General features: G+C 31.5%; 19 protein-coding genes. 8 read left to right on the forward strand and 11 right to left on the reverse strand.

The genetic code is table 11. The features are described from left to right. Positions 1-17 precede the first annotated feature (17 nt). From ACYX4H_RS02205 to ACYX4H_RS02225, 5 genes are all read right to left on the reverse strand, one after another. The gene (locus ACYX4H_RS02205) at positions 18-962 is read right to left on the reverse strand and encodes a transporter family protein (RefSeq protein WP_476237586.1); all 945 of its coding nucleotides are present in this window, start codon (positions 960-962) and stop codon (positions 18-20) included. A gap of 31 nt (positions 963-993) precedes the next feature. Further along, positions 994-2,040: a cytochrome-c peroxidase gene (locus ACYX4H_RS02210; protein WP_476237587.1), complete on the reverse strand. Its 1,047-nt coding sequence runs from the start codon at positions 2,038-2,040 to the stop codon at positions 994-996. A gap of 72 nt (positions 2,041-2,112) precedes the next feature. Then, positions 2,113-2,904: an MbnP family protein gene (locus ACYX4H_RS02215; RefSeq protein ID WP_476237588.1), complete on the reverse strand. Its 792-nt coding sequence runs from the start codon at positions 2,902-2,904 to the stop codon at positions 2,113-2,115. 125 nt (positions 2,905-3,029) lie between these two features. Next, positions 3,030-3,362 (reverse strand): hypothetical protein, encoded by a 333-nt coding sequence (locus tag ACYX4H_RS02220; protein ID WP_476237589.1) that lies wholly within the window; start codon positions 3,360-3,362, stop codon positions 3,030-3,032. A gap of 141 nt (positions 3,363-3,503) precedes the next feature. Beyond that, positions 3,504-3,701, reverse strand: a complete 198-nt coding sequence (locus tag ACYX4H_RS02225) for a hypothetical protein (protein ID WP_475295555.1) — start codon at positions 3,699-3,701, stop codon at positions 3,504-3,506. Between the two features lie 477 nt (positions 3,702-4,178). Between ACYX4H_RS02225 and ACYX4H_RS02230 the strand changes: the two genes are divergently transcribed. Then, entirely contained in the window at positions 4,179-7,193 is a 3,015-nt protein-coding gene (locus tag ACYX4H_RS02230) for a T9SS type A sorting domain-containing protein (protein ID WP_476237590.1), read from the forward strand. 86 nt (positions 7,194-7,279) lie between these two features. Here the strand turns inward: ACYX4H_RS02230 and ACYX4H_RS02235 are convergent, their stop codons facing one another. Both ACYX4H_RS02235 and ACYX4H_RS02240 read right to left on the reverse strand, forming a co-directional pair. Continuing rightward, entirely contained in the window at positions 7,280-8,080 is an 801-nt protein-coding gene (locus tag ACYX4H_RS02235; RefSeq protein WP_475295557.1) for a TIGR00266 family protein, read from the reverse strand. A 69-nt stretch (positions 8,081-8,149) separates the two neighbouring features. Beyond that, on the reverse strand, positions 8,150-8,611 hold the full coding sequence (locus ACYX4H_RS02240) for a DUF4442 domain-containing protein (RefSeq protein ID WP_476237591.1): 462 nt from the start codon (positions 8,609-8,611) through the stop codon (positions 8,150-8,152). A gap of 173 nt (positions 8,612-8,784) precedes the next feature. On the opposite strand from ACYX4H_RS02240, the gene ACYX4H_RS02245 reads away from it, so the two are divergent. The 5 genes from ACYX4H_RS02245 (at position 8,785) to ACYX4H_RS02265 (ending at position 13,404) form a co-directional block, all read left to right on the forward strand. Next, a complete protein-coding gene (locus ACYX4H_RS02245) occupies positions 8,785-9,231 on the forward strand; it encodes a DUF4870 domain-containing protein (protein WP_475295559.1) in 447 nt (148 codons plus the stop codon). A 167-nt stretch (positions 9,232-9,398) separates the two neighbouring features. Further along, complete coding sequence (locus ACYX4H_RS02250) at positions 9,399-9,764, forward strand: PadR family transcriptional regulator (RefSeq protein WP_475295560.1); 366 nt, start codon at positions 9,399-9,401, stop codon at positions 9,762-9,764. Beyond that, the gene (locus tag ACYX4H_RS02255; protein WP_476237593.1) at positions 9,757-11,580 is read left to right on the forward strand and encodes a PspC domain-containing protein; all 1,824 of its coding nucleotides are present in this window, start codon (positions 9,757-9,759) and stop codon (positions 11,578-11,580) included. The genes ACYX4H_RS02250 and ACYX4H_RS02255 overlap by 8 nt, the downstream gene beginning before the upstream one ends. A gap of 117 nt (positions 11,581-11,697) precedes the next feature. After that, positions 11,698-12,426, forward strand: a complete 729-nt coding sequence (locus ACYX4H_RS02260; protein WP_476237594.1) for a head GIN domain-containing protein — start codon at positions 11,698-11,700, stop codon at positions 12,424-12,426. A gap of 141 nt (positions 12,427-12,567) precedes the next feature. Continuing rightward, a complete protein-coding gene (locus ACYX4H_RS02265) occupies positions 12,568-13,404 on the forward strand; it encodes a GIN domain-containing protein (protein ID WP_476237596.1) in 837 nt (278 codons plus the stop codon). Positions 13,405-13,407: 3 nt separating this feature from the next. Here ACYX4H_RS02265 and ACYX4H_RS02270 read toward each other — a convergent pair whose 3' ends face one another. Both ACYX4H_RS02270 and ACYX4H_RS02275 read right to left on the reverse strand, forming a co-directional pair. Further along, positions 13,408-14,379, reverse strand: a complete 972-nt coding sequence (locus ACYX4H_RS02270) for a type I phosphomannose isomerase catalytic subunit (protein ID WP_476237597.1) — start codon at positions 14,377-14,379, stop codon at positions 13,408-13,410. 60 nt (positions 14,380-14,439) lie between these two features. Further along, a complete protein-coding gene (locus ACYX4H_RS02275; protein ID WP_476237598.1) occupies positions 14,440-16,257 on the reverse strand; it encodes a tetratricopeptide repeat protein in 1,818 nt (605 codons plus the stop codon). A 225-nt stretch (positions 16,258-16,482) separates the two neighbouring features. On the opposite strand from ACYX4H_RS02275, the gene ACYX4H_RS02280 reads away from it, so the two are divergent. Together ACYX4H_RS02280 and ACYX4H_RS02285 are read left to right on the forward strand one after the other, a co-directional pair. Further along, the gene (locus ACYX4H_RS02280; protein ID WP_476237599.1) at positions 16,483-16,839 is read left to right on the forward strand and encodes a c-type cytochrome; all 357 of its coding nucleotides are present in this window, start codon (positions 16,483-16,485) and stop codon (positions 16,837-16,839) included. Between the two features lie 107 nt (positions 16,840-16,946). Further along, entirely contained in the window at positions 16,947-18,137 is a 1,191-nt protein-coding gene (locus ACYX4H_RS02285) for an FG-GAP repeat domain-containing protein (protein ID WP_476237600.1), read from the forward strand. A gap of 118 nt (positions 18,138-18,255) precedes the next feature. Here ACYX4H_RS02285 and ACYX4H_RS02290 read toward each other — a convergent pair whose 3' ends face one another. After that, positions 18,256-19,122, reverse strand: a complete 867-nt coding sequence (locus ACYX4H_RS02290; protein WP_476237602.1) for a BT_3987 domain-containing protein — start codon at positions 19,120-19,122, stop codon at positions 18,256-18,258. Positions 19,123-19,162: 40 nt separating this feature from the next. After that, positions 19,163-20,953, reverse strand: a complete 1,791-nt coding sequence (locus tag ACYX4H_RS02295) for a RagB/SusD family nutrient uptake outer membrane protein (protein ID WP_476237604.1) — start codon at positions 20,951-20,953, stop codon at positions 19,163-19,165. Between the last annotated feature and the right edge of the window lie 7 nt (positions 20,954-20,960).

Consider the following 20,960-nt stretch of genomic DNA (forward strand, 5'->3'; position numbering starts at 1 on the left):
TGCTAAGCAGCTATTTTTTATAAACTATAATTTAAATATAATGCTAGCCTGTTTTTAGATTGTACGTTGCCCCCAAATAAATCTTGATGTATTGGCGCCGTAAAATTAACACCTAAAACTAAAGCTTTTAAGTTAAATTCAGTACCAATTGAAGCGTTAACAATAGTACCATTGGTATCATTTAGTGTTTCATTGTACTGCTTAATTTTGCTGTAACTATCTCCTGAAAGCCCTAAAAAAGGCATAACATTTATTTTTTCGGTTTTAAAAACTGTATAAACATTGGTTGAAAAACTAATTTGATCTCCAAACTTATATTCGTTTTTGTTTTCACCTTTTAAATAATAAGAAAACAGTGTATTTACACCTATTTTATTACCCGCATAATTATATCCTGCAGAAAAAATACCATCAAAACTACCTGTGCCAACTTGAAAACCCGGATTAACATTATCTGCTAAAGCCTCTTCAAATTTCCCTGTAGGTAATTTTACACCAAAACCAAATAATAGTGTATGTGCAGTTGTTTGGTTGGTATTATTAAAATCTACTTTATCATCTTTGTCTTTCTTTTTTAAAAGCGGTAGTTTGTACCATGCAATTATGTTTGCATCACCAATTCCATTAATATTTTGAGTTGTTTCGTTTAATGTTCTTGTTAAATCTTGGTAAGGCACATTAGCAGTTATATAATAACTTTTATTTATTGGAATTTGGGCCCAAAGCTGGTAGGCATTAAAGTTTTCTTTGCTTTTAGGTGAATTTTGAAACACACCGTTTTGAGATTCAAACCTTTGATAAATATAACGCAAGCCTACAAAATTAGCATTATTTAAGGTACCAAAGCCCATGCTACCACTACTGGTTGAACAGCTACACAAATCACACAAAACACCAAAGTCTGTATGTGATTTACATGGCCATTCAAAATCTTCGTGAGCATTAATTTTTGTAAAAATCAATACAAAAAAAATAGTAACTAAATGTATTTTATTAAAACTCGGCAAATCTTTCATCATTTAAAAATTCATAATCTGTTAGTGTTTTTAAAAAAGCAATGATGCTTTCCTTTTCGTACGCCGATAAATCAATACCCAAACTACCATCTTCTTTAACCAAAACAGCATCTACGTTGCCTCCATTTTCTGTAACACCATTGCTGTAAAAATCTAAAACAGCTTCTAAAGTTGATAATCTACCATCATGCATGTATGGATTAGATTTTTCAATATTTCGTAAACTGGGAACTTTAAACTTGTATAAATCGTTAGTGTTTTCAAAAATATTAAATCGGCCTTTATCATTTAATCTTGGGTTTACGGGCAAGCCGGTGTTTCGGTAGCTTTGGTCTGTAAACAAATCGGTTGCATGACACGTGGCACATTTATTTTTGAAGGTATTTAAACCATCCATTTCAATGGTTGAAAGCGTTACGCCATCTTCATTTCTAACATATTTATCGTATTTAGAATTTGATGAAATCATCATAACCATAAATTGCGATAAAGCTTTAAGCATATTTTCACTATTAATTTCACCATCTTCAAAAGCTTTTGCAAACTGGTTTTGGTAGTAAGCATCGGCTTTAAGTTTAGTTATTACATTACCAATAGTTTCGCCCATTTCAACATCACTTGTTAATGGAATTATAGGTTGTAAATCTAGGTGTGTTGCGGCACCATCCCACATAAATTCAGACTGAAATGCTAGATTTTGCATAGGTTGCGCATTGCGTTTTCCAACACCGCCATTTAAACCGTGGCTAACCGTGTGTTCATGGTGCGTAAAGGCAAATGCTTGCTCATGGCAAAAGGCACACGGAATGGCATTATTTGCTGATAATTTACCTTCGTAAAATAATTTTTTACCTAGCTGAAAGCCTTCTTCTGTAACAGGGTTGTTTTCTAAGTTATAAACTATATCTGGAAAGTTTGAAGGTATTTCAACATTTAAAGGCACAGGCACATAATCATCAACATCATTAGATTTGGAACAAGAAAAGGCTACTAAAACTAGTAATATTACTATTAGTTTTTTCATAACTTTAATTGTTTTATAAGAAGTTGTGCAAAATCTACTTTTAAAAATTTCACACAACTTCAATATTATTTTTTAGTGATTGTGTACGTGGTGTACCATAAACATAGCTGCTACATTTGCTGCTATAATAGGAGTTTCAACTTCATCTACATGAACTTGATCATACCCATCAGAAAAATTCACAGATTCTACGCCATCAAAAGCTTTCATTAAATCTGCTACAATATGAACCTCAGGTGTTTTATCATTTCTTACAACTATATTGTTTGGAAAAGTAAGTGTGGTTTCTTTGTAATTATCTAAACTTGTGCCCACGCTACCCATATGCATATTTAATGCTTCATTGGTTACAGTATCATTAGAATACGTACCGTCAAACCTAATAAATTTGTAGCCAGTAGCCCAACTCCACATCATGCCTTCAGCCTCAGCTTGTTCTAAAAAATCTCCTTGACCTTCGGCTCCTAAAGCAAAACGTGCTTGATCTATACCAATACCAAACGTAATTTCGGTATAGTTTGCTGCATCAACACCTGTTAATTCTACCCAAATTTCGCCAGCATTATTGGCATTTGCTTCATTTATAATAAAGGCATTATTTTCTGTAGGATACATAAAAGTATTTCCGTTAGCATCTTTAAATCTAACGTTGCTAATTATGTATTTTACGGTTTCTAGTTTGAATGATTCGTTGTTTGATTTACTATATTCAGTATTGAAAATAAAATCATTACCATCAACACCGTTATCAAATTTTAATACGATGTTTCCTGTTTGTCCTGTTAAATCTTCAGAATCATCTGATGAACATGAAGCCATTATTGCACACATTAAAAGTGCTATTGAAAGTTTTACAATTTTCATTTCTTAATTTTATTATAGGGTAGCAAAACACTGCTATAAGTAATGCTACAATAGTTGATTTTTGTTTGATTTGTTTAAAAAAGAGAAATAGGATAACATTTTTTATCCTAATGAATTTATAAAAATTACGCTATAAACCGTGGTGGTTTAAATTGAAATGATTGAAAATTGAAAGTGTATAGTTTAGTATAACTATTTAAAATGTTTTTATTTGTAAATTCTGAAGGGTTTGATATTGTTAATTGTTGTGCTGCTTGGTAAAATACTACCGAAACAACATCTAAAAAATGTAAAATTGCTGTATCTTCTTCTGAGTTATTTTCTGTAGTTTGAAGTTGTTTAGCTAAATGACATTTACCATTACATGCCATTTCTACTTTTTCTTTATTTACACAAAAAACATCTGTTATATAATCTATATTTATTTGGTAATATGCCAAATAACATAAATTATACATAGGCTTTACTAAAAAAGCAACTAGTAATATGACAAGAAATAGCTTTTTCAAAATTTAGCTGCAAATATAAATAACTTTACAAGTATTTTAAGAAAAAACGTAATAGAAATTAAAAAGCGACCTCATTTTGGTCGCTTTTCTTTATGGTTTTAAATAAATTAAACACTGATTAAGTTCTGGGTTTTGCAGTACAAGTGAATTGATAAATATTTTAAGCTCTTCAATTTCATACGGTAATAATCTAGTAACCGCTTTTTGTACTTCTCTGCAAAACAACGTAGCATCAAAACTCACTTTATTAAGTACAGTTTTAGTGTACTCTAGCATTGCTCTTGCCATAATTATGTTAAGGTTTAGGTTTTTAAAAATTTATAAAAGTAGATTTGTTTATAGGCGAATATATTAAAATTTTGCAGAACTAAAATTAATAAAAAATAATTCTCAAAATTATTTTTAGTCAAAATTTAACATTTTAACCGTATGTTTTTACAGTTCATCGATACAAAAATAGCTTTTCATCGAAAAAAAAGCTTGTTTCATCTATAAAATTTACTATATTAGCCACTGAATAACCCCAAACTATTCAAATTGCTAAAATAATAAACCAAATCTCTCGTATTATGAATGTAATATACCTACGTTTTCTCTCAGTTCAGTTAAAAACCTTTTTTAAGAAAAGTAATTAAACTCAGTTAATTTTATTAAAACACATGCCTCTCATTAATCTGTAAAGATTAAAGCAATGTGACCAATCGTAAATTATTGTTTCTAAACAATATAGCGCAATATGCCTATATTATTTAAATGTAAATTGCTATGAACTCTCAAAACCTACTATTAGCTTTATGCTATCTGCTATTTTTATGTACCCATGCTCAAACTGGGCCTGGTGGTGTTGGTAATGCTTCAAACAATGGTTTGTGGCTTAGAGCAGACGGTATTTCACAAACAAACAACACACCAGTTGTTACTTGGAACGATGCATCTGGCAACAACAACCACGCCAATGCCATTATTACTGAACAGCCCTTGTTTATCTCTAACAGTAGTTTTAATAATATGCCCGCTGTAAGACTTGATGGGTTAAACGACCAAATGCTAGTTAGTGACGCTGATATTCTTGATGGCTCTGAAGGATTAACTTTTTTTGCTGTAGTAAGGCCTAATAACTTAAATGGAAGTACTCCAAGAGGTATTTTAGGAAAAAGAATAACTTATACCGTTTCATCAAACTATGCTTACACTTGGTTTTTTTGGGGAAGTAATTATTTAACTACCGATATAAATACACAAAATAACAGGTTTGGCACAAGCCCTACTAGTTTTACCAATAATACAAACTATATTTTAAAACTTGGTTTTAACGGTAGCTTACCATCTAACCAAAGAACACACATTAGTAGCGCTGGCAATTTGGTTAAAACCAGCTCAGAATCTAGTACAAGTGTAATTAATAGTAATGCAGATTTAGTTATTGGAGCTTTAAACCATAATTACAGTTCTTATTTAGGAGCAGATTATGCCGAGGTTATTCATTTTAATAAAGATTTAAATCTTGCTGAAGAAACAATTATAAACAACTACCTATCTGCAAAATACAATATAAACTTATCTTCAAACAATTTATACACGCATGACAATAGTGGATCAGGCGACTTTGATTTTAATGTTGCGGGTATTGGTCAAGCTTCAGATGGCTCTAACCATACAGATTCTAAAGGTTCTGGTATTGTTAGAATAAACAATCCTACAAACTTAAACAATAACGAATACTTATTTTGGGGTGAAAAAACGGCAAATCCAACTTACACGTTTAGCACAAATAACCTAACACATACTGAACAATTAAACTCTGTTTGGCGCGTACAAAAAATTGGTAATGTTGGTAGAGTTGACATTTCTTTTGATATAAGTGCTCTAGACTTATCTGGAAAACAAAGCTGCAAACCTTTACAACTTGTTTTTGATAATGATGCAGATTTTTCAATGACAGATTCTAATGACGAAGTTTACAACCTAACCATTACTGGTACAACAGCAACCGCTACAAATGTAAGAGTTAGAAACAACCGCTATTTTACTTTAAGATATACTGATGAAATAGTTTGGAACGGAAGTTCTTTTTGCAATGGTTCAGGAAGCTCTCAAGCACCAAGTGATACTGATGAGTGTTTAAAATTAACGGTTAAACCTGGAACTGATGCCGTAATCACATCACACGCACATGTTAGAGAAATTGAAATTGAACCTGGCGCTACACTAATAGTTAATGATGGTGTTTTACTTGAAGTTGAAAATTTTATAAATACCAATGGTACTATTGATTTACAGGGCGAAGCTCAATTAATTCAAAATCATAATTACCCAAGTAGCAACAGTGGTAGCGGTGTGCTTATAAAAAAGCAACAAGGCGCTACCAATTTATATAATTATAACTTTTGGAGCTCACCAGTTAACAACGCAGGCCACTGGAAAATTGGCGCTATTGAAGATACCAATGGTGTTATAAACTTTCATAGCAACCCAAATGCCGATGCTTCTACCACACCAATTACACTAAGTTCTACATGGCTTTACAGTTACAATGGCTTATCAAACAACTATGCTTCTTGGAATAAATTAACAACCTCTAGTACATTAACACCAGGATACGGTTATACAATGAAAGGTTCTGGTGCTGTTTCAGCTGAACAAGAATATATTTTTAAAGGCATACCTAATGATGGCAACTACATAATACCAATAGCCGCTGGCGATGATATTTTAATAGGAAACCCTTACCCTTCTGCTATAGATGCCGAAGAATTTATAAATGACAATTTACATGTAATTAATGGTTCACTATATTTTTGGGAGCATTTTTCAACAAATAGCAGTCATAATTTATCAGATTATGAAGGTGGTTACGCTATTAGAAACTTAATGATGGGTACTGCAGCGGTTTCTGACGCCTCTGGCTTAACAAGCGGTAATGGTTCTACCTCAAAACCCGCACCGCCACAATACATTTCTGTTGGCCAAGGCTTTTTTGTAAGAGCAAGTAGTGCTGGTGGTAATATTCAATTTAATAATGGGCAACGTGCTTTTGCAAAAGAATCATTAAGTGAATCTGTATTTTTTAAAGGAAAAAATAAAAAAGCTACAGTTAAGAAAGACGAACGCACTAAAGTTTGGTTATCATTCACAAAGCCCAATAAAATGACAAAACAACTTGGGCTTGGTTTTGATAAAAACGCCACAGTGGGTTACGATAAAGGTTATGATGCTATTAGTTATGACGATTTAAGAAATGATGCTAATTGGTTGCTAAATGAAGAAACTTTAGCAATACAAGCATTGCCTGAAATAGAAATTGAAAAAGAACTCCCTTTAAAAATTAAAGTTACTGATGCCGGTATTTTTAAATTTGGCATTGATAAAACTGAAAACTTATCAGGAAACATTGATGTTTTCTTAAAAGATAACTCTAGCAATTCTTTCTATAATTTAACCAGCGATAATACTGAAATTCATATAGAAAAAGGTGATTATAACGATAGGTTTTCTATAGTATTTAAAGAAACACAAAGTTTAAACGTTGAAAATAATAATGAAGATGAAAAACTATCTGTTTTTTATGATAAAACCTCAGGAAGTATAGTTATAAATAATTTTAATAATCTTTCAGAAATTAAAAATGCAAAAGTATATAACAGCATTGGGCAAGAAGTTAAATCTATTAATAACTTAACCTCCAATTCTATTAACTTTTCAAACAATGCTAACGGCGTTTACATTATAAGTATTACAGCCAACAATGAGGTAAAAACAGGTAAAATTATAAAATACTAACATATTAAAAATCCCCCAAATCACTACACAGAAACAGCCCTTATTCATAATTTGAATAAGGGCTGTTTCTTTATTTAGTATCTATTTTAGAATCTATTATCGCCATCAAGCAAATCACCTAAACCACCAAGAATACTGCCTTCTCCTTTACTATTTCCGCCACTTCTTGGAGCCGATGCTAAAACACGTCCGGCTAAACGGCTAAACGGTAAAGACTGTACAAATACGGTACCTGGGCCTTTTAAAGTTGCAAAAAACAAACCTTCGCCACCAAAAACAGTATTTTTTATACCACCAACAAACTCAATATCATAATCTACAGTATGATCAAAACCTACAATACAGCCTGTATCTACTTTTAGCACTTCGCCTGCCATTAATTCTTTTTTTGCCATAGTACCACCAGCATGAACAAAAGCCATTCCATCACCTTCAAGTTTTTGCATAATGAATCCTTCACCACCAAAAAGTCCGCGACCTAATTTTTTAGAAAACTCAATACCAACACTCACACCTTTGGCAGCACATAAAAAGGCATCTTTTTGGCAAATAAATTTGCCTCCAAACTGCGTTAAATCTATGGGAATAATTTTTCCTGGGTATGGTGATGCAAATGACACACGACGTTTACCAATTATTTCATTGTAAAAAGCTGTCATAAACAAACTTTCGCCAGTTAAAATGCGCTTTCCAGCGCCTAGTATTTTACCTAAAAACCCAGTGTCTTTTTGTGAACCATCGCCAAAAATAGTTTCCATTTTAATCCCTTCGTCCATCATCATAAAGCTTCCGGCTTCAGCAATTACACCTTCTTGCGGGTCTAGTTCTATTTCTACGTATTGCATTTCTTCGCCGTAGATTACGTAATCTATTTCGTGTGCTGTCATTTTTTAATTGATGTTTTTAATTAATGTTGATTTACATATATGTTGATTTGTTTTGTGTTTTGTTACAATTTACTGTTTGCTTTTAACCTTCACACTCCATTCAAAATTAAAGGTAGAAACCTCAACGCCATCATTATTAACGCCAACTGCTTTTACCCAAACGGTTTGCCCCTCACCGGTTTCAATAGTTTTTTTTATGGCATCATCAATTAAGGCGCCATCATTACAGGTAAAGGTTATTTTACCTGTTGCTTTTTTGGTAAAAGTAGCATTGTTAGTGGTTACTAGCATTGATATTTTTTTGCCTGACTCTTGTATTTTTTTAATCATTAACGCTCCTGATGCTAATTCGGCCGCCATACCTTGTACTGCCCAAAACATAGATTTAAATGGGTTTTGATTAATCCATTTATGTTTTACTGTTATTATGCATTTAGTATCATCTAAATACTTTGCTCTTACACCACATAAATACGCCGAAGGCAGCTTAAACATTGTAAAACTATTTAATTTACTGGGAGTTACATTCATACTATTTGCTTTTAATTTTTCTCTAATTTATGAAATAAAAACACAATACAAAATGTTAAAAAAATGTTAATTTTAAGTACTATGCGTAACAAAGTACCTGATTTTAAACATATATTTGCATAAGAAACTATTATATGTTTTAAAAATCAATCAAAAAAAAGACAATAATCATCATGTTAACTAATCACGTAAAAAACATTGCCACCTTTATTCACCTCTCTACTTTTAGCAGGTTTATAATACCGTTTGGCAATTTTATTGGCCCCATAATTTTATGGATTACGAATAAAGAAAAATCGGAATTTATAGATATGCACGGTAAACAAGCTATAAATTTTCAAATTAGTATTTTGTTGTACGCTATTATTATTGGCACTTTAACTATTCCGTTTTTTATTTTTAAAATTTTTAGCGGTATAGACTTTATAGATTTTAATGGTTTTAGCAATTTTCATGTGAATGTGGGCAAACCGTCGCCACTTTTATACATTGGTGGTGCATTGGGTTTTTTAGCGGTTATTGGTTTTATTATTGAACTTGTTTTAATTGTTATTGCCAGCTTAAAAGCTAGAGATGGCGAGTATTACCAATACCCTTTTACTATTAATTTTTTAAAATAATGAGTGGCGCGTTAGGGATTGCAGTGGAAAGCCCACAGTGAGGTACGAACGAGGACTTGAAACGTAAAGCCCGACCCGATAGGGTAACGCCAAAAAAATAAACTTTCATCAACACAATCAATCAATCAAAAAATGAACAGTATTAAAATATTAAACGAATTGAAACTATGAAGATAGAAAACACAAAAGCACAAATGCGTAAAGGCGTTTTAGAATTCTGTATACTATCTGTTTTAAAAAATAACGATGCATACGTTGCAGAAATTTTAAGCACGCTTAAAGATGCAAAGTTGCTGGTGGTTGAAGGTACTATTTACCCTTTACTAACACGACTTAAAAATGCGGGATTATTAAATTACAGATGGGAAGAATCTACCTCTGGACCGCCACGTAAATATTACGGTTTAACTGAAACCGGTAAACTTTTTTTAAAAGAATTAGACACCACTTGGAACGAGCTACAAAACGCCGTTAACATAGTAACAAACCATACAGAAACAAGTACAGCACAAAAAACAACAACCAATGAATAAAACAGTTAACATAAATTTGGCGGGTATATTTTTTCATGTAGATGAAGATGCGTACCTTAAATTACAACGCTATCTGGAGGCCATAAAACGGTCTTTTACAGACTCTCAAGGGCGCTCTGAAATTATTGCAGATATTGAAGCTAGAATTGCAGAGTTATTTAATGAGCGTGTACAAAACACAAAGCAAGTTATTGGCATTAGCCAAGTAGATGAAGTTATTTCTATAATGGGGCAACCTGAAGATTATTTGGTTGATGACGAAATTTTTGAAGACGAACCAAATACTAATTATAAAACAAAATCTGCGCCCAGTAAGAAGCTTTTTAGAGATACTGATAACTCATACATTGGCGGTGTATCAGCCGGTTTAGCCCACTATTTTGGTGTTGATGCTATTTGGATTCGTTTAGCTTGGATACTTTTAATTTTTGGTGCTGGCACCGGTGTTTTACTTTATATTTTACTTTGGATTTTGGTACCCGAAGCTAAAACTACTGCCGAAAAAATAATGATGGCAGGTGAGCCTGTTAATATTAGTAATATTGAAAAGAAAATTAAAGATGGCTTTGAAAATGTTACTGATACCGTAAGCGATGTTGCTAAAAATGTTAGCCACTCTGTATCTGGTGCTGCTAAAAACGTGAGTGATGCTGCAAAAAAAGTTGATTTTAAAAAGCAAACTAATAAAGTAAAATCTTCATCAAGTGCTTTTTTTGATACCATTGGAGAAATTTTTATGTTCTTCTTTAAAGTTTTTGCAAAATTTATTGGCTTACTGCTTGTTTTTATTGGTGCTGTAACACTTATATCGTTAGTAATTGCATTCTTTTCAGTGGGTGTTTTAGATATGATTCCGGGTAATTTTTCTCATTTTATAAATGCAGGTAACACGCCTATTTGGTTAGTATCATTGCTAGGTTTATTTGCAGTTGGTGTACCGTTTTTCTTTCTATTTTATTTAGGTTTAAAAATTTTAATAAACAACTTAAAATCTATTGGTAAAGTAGCCAAATTTACACTACTTGGTGTTTGGCTAATTAGTGTTATTGGGCTTACAGTTATAGGTATTAATGAGGCTAGAGAACATGCTTTTACTGAAACCTACACCGTAAAACATACGCTTAACGTTAAAAGTAACGATACTTTAAAAATTAAAATGACATCTAACGATGTTATTGATAATAGGTTTAACCGAAATGGTTCGTTTAAAATTATAAACAACAAAAACGGCTCTAAAACCATGTATAACTCTGATGTTAAACTTATTGTGAGATCTACCACAGACTCTACAGCCTTTATAAACCTAAAAAAACGTGCCGATGGTAGTGATTATGATAAAGCCATTAACCGTGCTAAAAACATACATTACAATTATAACCTTAACAACAACACGCTTTTACTTGATGCGTTTTTAACTACCGAAATTGACAATAAATTTAGTGACCAAGAGGTTGACATCATTTTATATTTACCTGAAGGAAGCTTTGCTAAATTTCATACCAACACAGAATCGTTTTTGGGGTATTATAAAAACAGTAGTGACATTGTTTCGGCAAACAACACCAACCATTTATTAGAAATTATTGAAGATGATATAATATGTTTAGATTGCCCAAATAATGATGAAGATAATTTTGATGTTAACATTGATGTTGACAATGATCATTCTAAAGTAAAAATCAACAAAAAAGGTATTGAAATTAAAGACGACGATGTTAATATTAAAGTTAACAACAACGGTATTTTATCTGAAGATAACGATGTTAAGGTGAAAATTGATGCCAATGGTATTGAAGTAAAATCAAAAGACAATTAAATAACAATTCATCATTAAAAAATAACATTTCAGAAATTGAAATTTTAAACACACAGCAAAACTTGTAATATTTGCTTCATCAAACAAAAAATCAAACAAATCAAAAAACGAACAATTATGACAACCTTAGTAAAAATTATTGTAGCCACCGTGCTAAGTTTTACACTTTTTTCGTGTAATTTTAATATGAACTTTGATGCCGGCGTTAAAGGCAACGGTAATGTAATTACTAAAAAACGTAATATAGATTACAGCTTTAACACCATTAAAGCCACCGAAGGTTTAGATGTTTATTTAACACAAGGCAATAGCACAAACATAACTGTTGAAGCCGATGAAAACATACATGACCTTATTTTAACTGATGTTGAAGATGGTGTTTTAAAAATTCACACCAAACAAAGTATTGGGCGTGCAGCATCAAAAAAAGTACATGTAAGCTTTAAAGATATTAGCGCCATTATTTCTACTAGCGGAAGTGATGTGTATACCGAAAACACTATTACTGTTAATGAGTTAGATGTAAAATCTACCAGCGGAAGTGATATGACGCTTAGCGTAAATACCCAAATTTTAAACTGTAAATCTACCAGCGGAAGTGATTTAAAAATATCAGGAAGCACCAACAAATTAATTGCCGAAGCCACTAGTGGTAGTGATATTAAGGCGGCCAATTTACAAGCCCAATCTAGCACAGTAAAAGCCAGCAGTGGCGCAGATATTACCGTTAACACTGCTAAAGAACTTATTGCAAAAGCCTCTAGCGGTGGCGATATTAAATACTACGGAAACCCGGAAAAAGTTGACAAAACCGATAGCGCTTCGGGTAGTATTAAACAAAAATAATCAACGCAAACCAAACTATAATCAACCAATGTAAGCCACAGTAAATTTTTGTTACTGTGGTTTTTCTTTGAATAAAATGTTGTGACTTCACCATGTTTTTTGGGTCTAAAACTTACTTAAGTAACATTTAACCCATTACAAATGAAAACATTACTACCTGCAATTATACTTTGTATAACTAGCATTTTTAATATATATGCACAAAACACCGAAAAAATTAAAGGTGATAGAACCATAACTACTCTTGAAACTGAGGTTGACGCTTTTCACACTATTGCATTAGATGAAGATTTTGACATTGAAATTATGCATAGCAACAAACCATTAGTAATTATTGAAACAGATAGTAACCTGCATGATGTTATTAAATTTAGTGTTAATGATAGTGTTTTGACTTTTGACTTTTTGAAAAAAATAACATCAAAAAAAAGACTATTAATTAAAGTAAATTACACAAATAAGCTCAAAGAAATTATTACTAATGATAACGCTGAAATTAAAACCACTTCACCTATAAAATCAGATATTTTTAAAATTAATTCTAATGATGCTTCAAAAGTAAACATGCACGTAAACAGCACTAAATTTGAGTTAACTGGCAAAGGAAAATGTAAAATAGCATTAAACTTAAATAGCGAAAACATGACGGCAAGTTTGCAAGATTTTGCTAAACTTAATACACAAATAAATAGTAATACTTCACAATTTATTTTACATGAAAAAGCAAGCGTTGACATTGATGGTTATACTGATACTGCCAATATTGAAGCAAATAATAACACTAATTTTTCAGGAAAAAATTTAACAGTAAAACAAGTAATGGTAATTGCAGAAATTTCTAGCAATATTACTGTAGAAGCTATAGATAACATTAATATTGAGGCCTCTGGCAATAGTGCTATAAATATTTACGGCAACCCTGAGATTGCCGTAAATAGATTAGTTGATACATCAAAAATTCAGAAGAAATTGAGGTGATTTTTAGTAATACACTTCTAATATTTTAGCCGAATTTGACGCTATACTTATATTTTTTATTGCTGCCGGAAGCAGTAAAGTTTCACCCATTTTAATACTATAATCTTTGTTATTATGGGTTAATGTTACTTCACCTTCAACACACATAAAAATTATAAAAGAGTCTATGTTTGAATAATCTTTATCTATGCTATTTTTTAAATCTATTATATTGGTTTTAAAATAAGGCGAGTGCACTAGTGTGTTTGAAACATTAGGCGTTAAATTGTAGGTTGCTTTATAACTATCTTGTGGTTTAAAATCTAAAACATCTAAAGCCAAATCGTTATGTAATTCACGTTTTTGGCCCGTTTTGGCATCTACTCTATCATAATCATAAATTCTATATGTAACATCTGATGTTTGCTGGATTTCAGCCAATAAAACACCAGCACCTATGGCATGCACACGGCCTGTTGGAATGTAAAATGTATCACCAGCAGTAACATTTTCATGATGCATAACATCTAAAACAGTGCCTGCTTCTAAATGTTTTAAATAGGTTTCTTTACTTATTTCTTTTTCAAAACCAACAATTAATTCGGCTTCATCATCGGCTTGCATTACATACCACATTTCATTTTTCCCAAATGAATTATGACGTTGTTTAGCAACTTCATTACTTGGATGTACTTGTATTGATAGCGGGGTTTTAGCATCAATATATTTAATTAGTAACGGAAATTCTTCTCCAAACTTTTCATAAACAGTATTGCCAACAAAGTTGCCTTTGTATTCACTAATAAGTTCTTTTAAAGTTTTTCCTTGTAAGCTACCATTACTAACTAATGTTTCATCATTTTTTACATCAGATATTTCCCAAGATTCTCCAATATTTTCTTCGGTATAATCTTTATTAAATAAATCTTTTAGTTTTTCGCCTCCCCAAATTCTATATTTAAATAAAGGGGTGAATTTTAAAGGGTATAGTGTCATCTTGTTAGGTGTTTTATGTGTACTGTAAAAATATAATTAAAAAAATAATTGAAAACATTTTTAATTAGACATTCTTCTAAAATCCTTCATAATACTTTCAAGCTCAAATATGTATTGTTTATTGACCCTAGCTCTTTTCGCTATCTCTATAGTTTTATTCATATAATAAATTGCCTTCCCATGGTTATTAAGTTCAAATAATGCTATTGCATATGACCTTCCTGCAGCCACCCTAACTGGTAATTTGTATCTAACATTTATAAAAGCACGCTCAGAAAATTCTTTGGCTAGCCCTAAATCTCTTAAACTCTCATCAGGACAAGTTAATAAAAGTGTTCCATAGGCTTCTTGAATTTCAGAATCGTTAGGTGTATTTTCTAAAACCGTTTGGTATAATTCTAAAACTTTTTCCCATTGTTTATTTTTATTATAATACTCTCTAAGATAATTGGTTATAAACTTTTTTTCTGGGTAGACTTTTAATGCTTTTTCATAATATTTAACTGAATTAACTTCGTCTCCTTTTGTTTGATTAATTATTCCATTAAACACATTAATGTCCTTATGAAAAGGATCTTGTTTTTTAAGTTTATTTAAATACTTTTTAGCGTTTGTCATATCTTGGGACTGTAAAAACAAAAATATGGCTGCGCTAATCACATCTGTATCATTTGAATTTTTTTTAAGTAAAATATTTATCAATTCTATAGCTTTATCTTTCATACCCAATTTCTCAAAATACATACCAGCTAATGTAGCTTTTGCTGAAACATCAATACCATTAATTTTTTCTGCAATTCTGAAATAACTAAGTGCCTCCTTTTTAAATCCTTTATGTGATAAACCTACACCTACCTCAATAATCTCTTGATAATTGTCTTTAAAAAGGTGCAAATGTTTTTCTAACAAAGGTAATGCTCTATTAGTAGCATTCATATCAATATAATGCTTTATACCTTTTGAAATTAAATATTTACTATTTGGAAGATTTTTTAAAGCCAAATTTATCAGTTCTAAAGCCCAATGCGAATTACTACTTCTAATAGCATCATCAATTTGTTTTAGCAAATAAGTTTCAGATTTTGAGTTTAAGCTTAGTTTATCTAATAATGTATCTACTGGAGAAATGTAGATATTAAGATCATTAGCGCGCTCTGAATAATGCTTGCTTAAACCTTTATCCCCCATTTGAGCATAAAGATTACTTAATTGTCTATAGGCTGGACCAAAAGTAATATTGTTTTCTATTAACAACTTTAATTCGTTTTCTGCTAATTCAGTTTTAGAGTTGTTTACATAAAGTTTTGCTAGTTGTAATTTTGCATAAAGCGGCAGGGGGAAATAAGATGTTCGTTTGGTTTGGGGGTAAACAAATACCGATTTATTCATTTTTGATATTCGCTTTAATAATTGTTCTGCTAAATATATTGAATCTAACTGTTGATAAGCTTCTCCCAAATAATACAGTGCCATATAAGATTTAGGATTAACTTTTAAAACTTCTTTGAAATGAGTTACGGCATCTTCAGAATTACCTTGTTCACGCTTTATACAACCTAAATAATAACTCCATTCCCAATCTTCTCTATCTTTTCCTATAGCCAATTGATAACTCTCCTCAGCTTCTTTAAAATAATTATTGGCATGATAAACCATTCCCAAAGCACCAATATTTTTAGAGGAGGGATTACTCTTAACATTTCTAAAAGCTTCTAAAAAACTTTCATTAAGAGCTATTTCGGCTTTACCTAACTGGGGGAGTTCTGGCAACTCTGAAATTAATTGCTTTTTCTCATAAAAACTCAACCCAAAATAGATCAAGACAGCGATTAAAATAAGCGTTAAAGAAATAAAAATAGATTTGTTTTTAACCGCCATTTGTCTTAAAAGTTTTATTCATTAATAATGAGCAACTAAAATAGCAAAAATAGCAAAAACAAAAGCTAAAATAGACGTAAAAAAACAGCGTAAGACCCTAGTAAATCTCGTTATTTTCGTAATTTTACATTAACCATTCTGTTAACTAAAATTATCCAACTTTTGATTCGAAATAAAACAGCCTTTAAATTCATAATTTTCTTTATTACCTGTAGTTTCTGCTTATTGCAGAATTGCAAAAATAGCAATGAAACTTTAGCTATAGAAAACATAAAAAAAGGCCAAGAATTATTTAACACTGTTGGTTGTGTTAATTGTCATTCTTTAGACAATAAAAAACTGTATGGCCCTACATTAAAATACACTTTAGGAAAGCAAGTTACCGTACTAAGAGATAGTACCGAATTTATTGTAACTGTTAATAGAGATTACATAAAAAGAGCCATTTCTAATCCTAACTTTGAAAAACGTATTCCCTTTAAAAACAGTACAATGGCTAAAACCACATTAACAGCATTAGAAATTGATTTAATTACCGAATATTTAATAGCAACATGTGATAAAAACGCACTAACCAATTAATTATGAACATCATAAAGCAAAACCTTGAACATAAACAGACATATGTAATTCCATTCTTCTTAATTTGTATTCTATGCTATACTTGTAAGTCTGATAAAAAAGAGACAATGCCTACAATTACAACAGAAATTAAAAATAAAACCTCTGAGCTATTTTCTAAAGTATCAATTGGTAAAAGCTTTAACGAACCTCCTCAAATTTCTCATTTAGCTGCTAATGATATTGATGATGATGGGTATCTTGATGTTATAATTTGTGATATAAAAAACAACAACATTTCTTTAATAAAACAAAGCTCTAGTAATCAATTTACGGAAACCATTTTATCTGAAGACACTAACACCCCAGCGCATGTACAAGTCTTGGATTTTGATAAAGATGGTGATAAAGATTTAATTGTTGCCGGATTAGGTATGCTATTTCCAAATAATGATAACATTGGATCCGTAATAATTCTAGAAAATGATGGCCACTTAAATTTTACTAAACATATAATTGCAGAAAAATTAGCTAGAGTTGCTGATGTAAGAGCAGGAGATATTGATGATGACGGTGACATGGATTTGGTTACAGCTCAATTTGGATATGATGATGGTCAAACCTCTTGGATTGAAAACTTAGGTAACTGGAGTTTTAAAAATCATATTTTGCAAAGTGTCTCAGGACCGATAAATGTTGAAATTGTTGATATAGACAAAGACAATGATTTAGACATTATTTCTCTTGTTAGCCAAGAATGGGAAGAAATTTATTGTTTTATAAACGATGGAAAGGGGACTTTTGAATCTAAATTATTATGGGGCTCTAGTAATGAGGACTTTGGTTCTAGTGGTATTTCAATTTCAGATATCAATAAAGATGGTAAACCCGATGTACTTTACACTAATGGTGATGCTTTTGATTATATTCCACCATTGCCTAGGCCGTGGCATGGTATACAATGGTTAGAAAACCAAGGCAATTTAAAATTTAAGTATCATAGAATTTGCGACCTACCTGGAGCTTTTAGTGCTAGAGTTATTGATTTTGACCAAGATAATGATGATGATATTTTTGCTGTAAGCGGATTTAACTATTGGGAAAAACCGCAAGCAGAAAGTCTTATCTGGTTAGAAAACTCTGGAAGTAACTCCTTTAAAAAACACACCATTGCAAAAAGCCCAACACATTTGATTACTATGGAAATTGGAGATTTTAATAATGATGGATTTAAAGATCTTGTAACAGCAGGTGTTTATGTATATCCACCTTTTGAAAATATGAATAGAGTTACACTTTGGCTTAATAAAGGTAAATAAACTAAAAGAGCCCTAATAATAATTAGGGCTCCAAAACTAAACAAAACTAACTAAATAATTATAAATCTTTAGACCAAAATACATTAGCTAAAAATTTACTTTTCATCTAGAAAAATTTTTATTGCCATTCTTCAACAATTAATTCGGTATTTCTATAAATAAGCTCTTCTGAAACATTGTGTACTTCACCGTTATTATCGGTATAACTATATTGAAATGTAAAACCTCTTGTTTGATCATTGTAAGTTCCTGTACCGCTAAGGTTGGTTATATCACCTGTTCCATCAGACAATGTTACATTACCAGAATCATCTATTTCTACATTCATACCTCTTCCAGAAACATCAGGATTTCCAGCATAAGGTGCATTTAACGAGCTTTTATCTAAGGTTGTTAATAACATATCTTCATTGCTTACTAAGTCTTGTTCTGAATATGTTACTACTGAATTATCAACTGTATTAGTATCTGTTCCTTTTACATAATACCAACCATGGTATTTGTTATAGTAACGTACCACAAATATTGAATAATGCTTTCCGTCTAGTATAGAATCTGTGGTTGAGCTTACTAATTGCAAGGGTAAGGCATAATTTTTACCAACAGCTAAAGGATCATTCATAAATAAATCTTTATTTAAAGTAATTGGTAAACTACCTTTAAACTTCCCCTTTGGAATAGTTATACTTGTACCATTCATACTATAATAATTATCAGGTAACTTTGTTAAGTCTGGGTATGCATTTAATAGTGTGTCTTCTATAATAAAGCCTACTTCTTCGTTAACATCGTTGGTATATTTACCGCCTAAAACAACACCTGCTTCAAATTTTAAATCTTGTCCGTCTGCATCAACTAATGTTCTTAAAGGAAATTGCCTTGGAAAATATGTAGCTGAATACGTGAAGTCCGTTTTATAATCGTCATAACATGCTTGGAATAAAAACAATGTTGCTAACAAAACAATTAATGATATTTTTTTCATCTTCTTTATTTTTCTATTCATTTATAACTTTGGCAAATAATTACCAACCTTGATTTTGGGTAATGTCTCCTCCTGTTTTTAACAATTCATTAAAAGGCAGTGGCCCATAAATCATGTAATCTTTAAAGTTTGGAGTTACCAACACGTTTCTTTGGTAATTTAGTGTACCATTATCATTAGTAATTGTTACCCCAGATATTGGCTCATTTAAATTATCATCCCATCTTCTAAGATCAAAAAATCTATGTCCTTCAAAACATAATTCAATTCTACGTTCATTTTTAATTAAAGTTCTCATAGCCTCTTTAGATGTTATTGAAGCTAAATAATCATCAGTTCCGCCTAATGCTATTCCTGCTCTTCTTCTCACTTCGGCTATTGCTTCTCTTGCTGTTAATCCTAGACCACCTCCATCTGGCCCATAGGCTTCATTAGCAGCTTCAGCAAAATTTAAAAACATTTCTACATTTCTAAATATGGCATTATAATGCTGGTCTCTAGTAATATTACCTGGCACTAAACTAGCATTACTACTTACCCACTTACGTAAATAATAACCTGTACGTGTTGCGTTTTCAACGGTTACTCCTGGTGCTCCTGGTGTGTTGTTTCCTCCTTCAAAAGTTTCAATGGTTTGCCCCTTAAAATTTTGTCCGTTATAAATAACAGTCATATAAAACCTAGGGTCTCTGCCATCATACATATTACTTTCATCGTATCCACTCATTGCATCACTAATAGGGTAACCGTTTGCCATAGGAAATGCATCTACCAAATTTTGCGAGGGGTTACATCTGCCTCCACCAAGATGTGATGGTGGAAAGTTTCTATTTTCCACAGCATTATCTCCGATATTACCTCCACTAACTCTACGAAGTATTAATTCGTTATTAATATCATTATTATAAAAGCTATTAGATATATTATTTACATTGTAAATATCTGGCAATGCAACACCTATTTGATCAATAACATCTTTAGCTGCTTGGGCAGCAACCTCATAACTTGAGGTACCAAAAGCAGGACTTGCTGCATATAATAATACTCTAGATTTAAGAGCTCTACAAGCTACTGTTGTTGGGCGCCCTAAGTTATTATCTCCCAACACCTCATCATTTCCTACATATTCATCTTGTAAACCAGCTGCAAGAGCTTCATCCAAATCGTCTATGATTTGTTGTACACATTCTGCATAAGTATTTCTGGTTAAGTTTAAATCTCCATTAATATCTAATGTTGATGTAATTAAAGGTATGCCCATTAATTGACCACTTTCATCAAGACCTGCAAAGCGGCGTAGTAAATCAAAATGAATCCAAGCTCTTAAAAAATAGGCTTCGCCTCTTAAACGGTTTCTAAAAGTATCATCTAAATCTGAATTAGATTTTATATAAACCACATTACCATCTAAACCAACTTCAATAAATTGATTGATAGTTTTTAGCTCATCATACCTTGATGTCCATGCATTTAATGGGTTTGTTACTGATGTGTAATATCCGTCTACAGCTACCATTCTACTTAATGCACTTGATAAATTATTTGAAAGCGCATTGTCTGTACCTATATCTAAAAAATCACCTCCAAACTCCTCATATGATGATGGTAATGCTCTATAACCAAAGGTTAATAACCCTTCAACAAAATTGGCATTTGCTAGTAATTGTTCTTCAGTTCTTTCATTTGTTAACTTTGGTTCAAAATAATCTTCACAAGAGAAAAATAATACTGTAACCAATAAGGCTAAGACTGCATTTTTTAAAGTATTAACTTTAAAAAAATTACCTTTATAGTGCCCTTTAAAGTTTTCTTTTTTATATGTTTTTTGCATAATTTTA

It is taken from the genome of Seonamhaeicola sp. ABD4_340 (genome assembly GCF_056312135.1).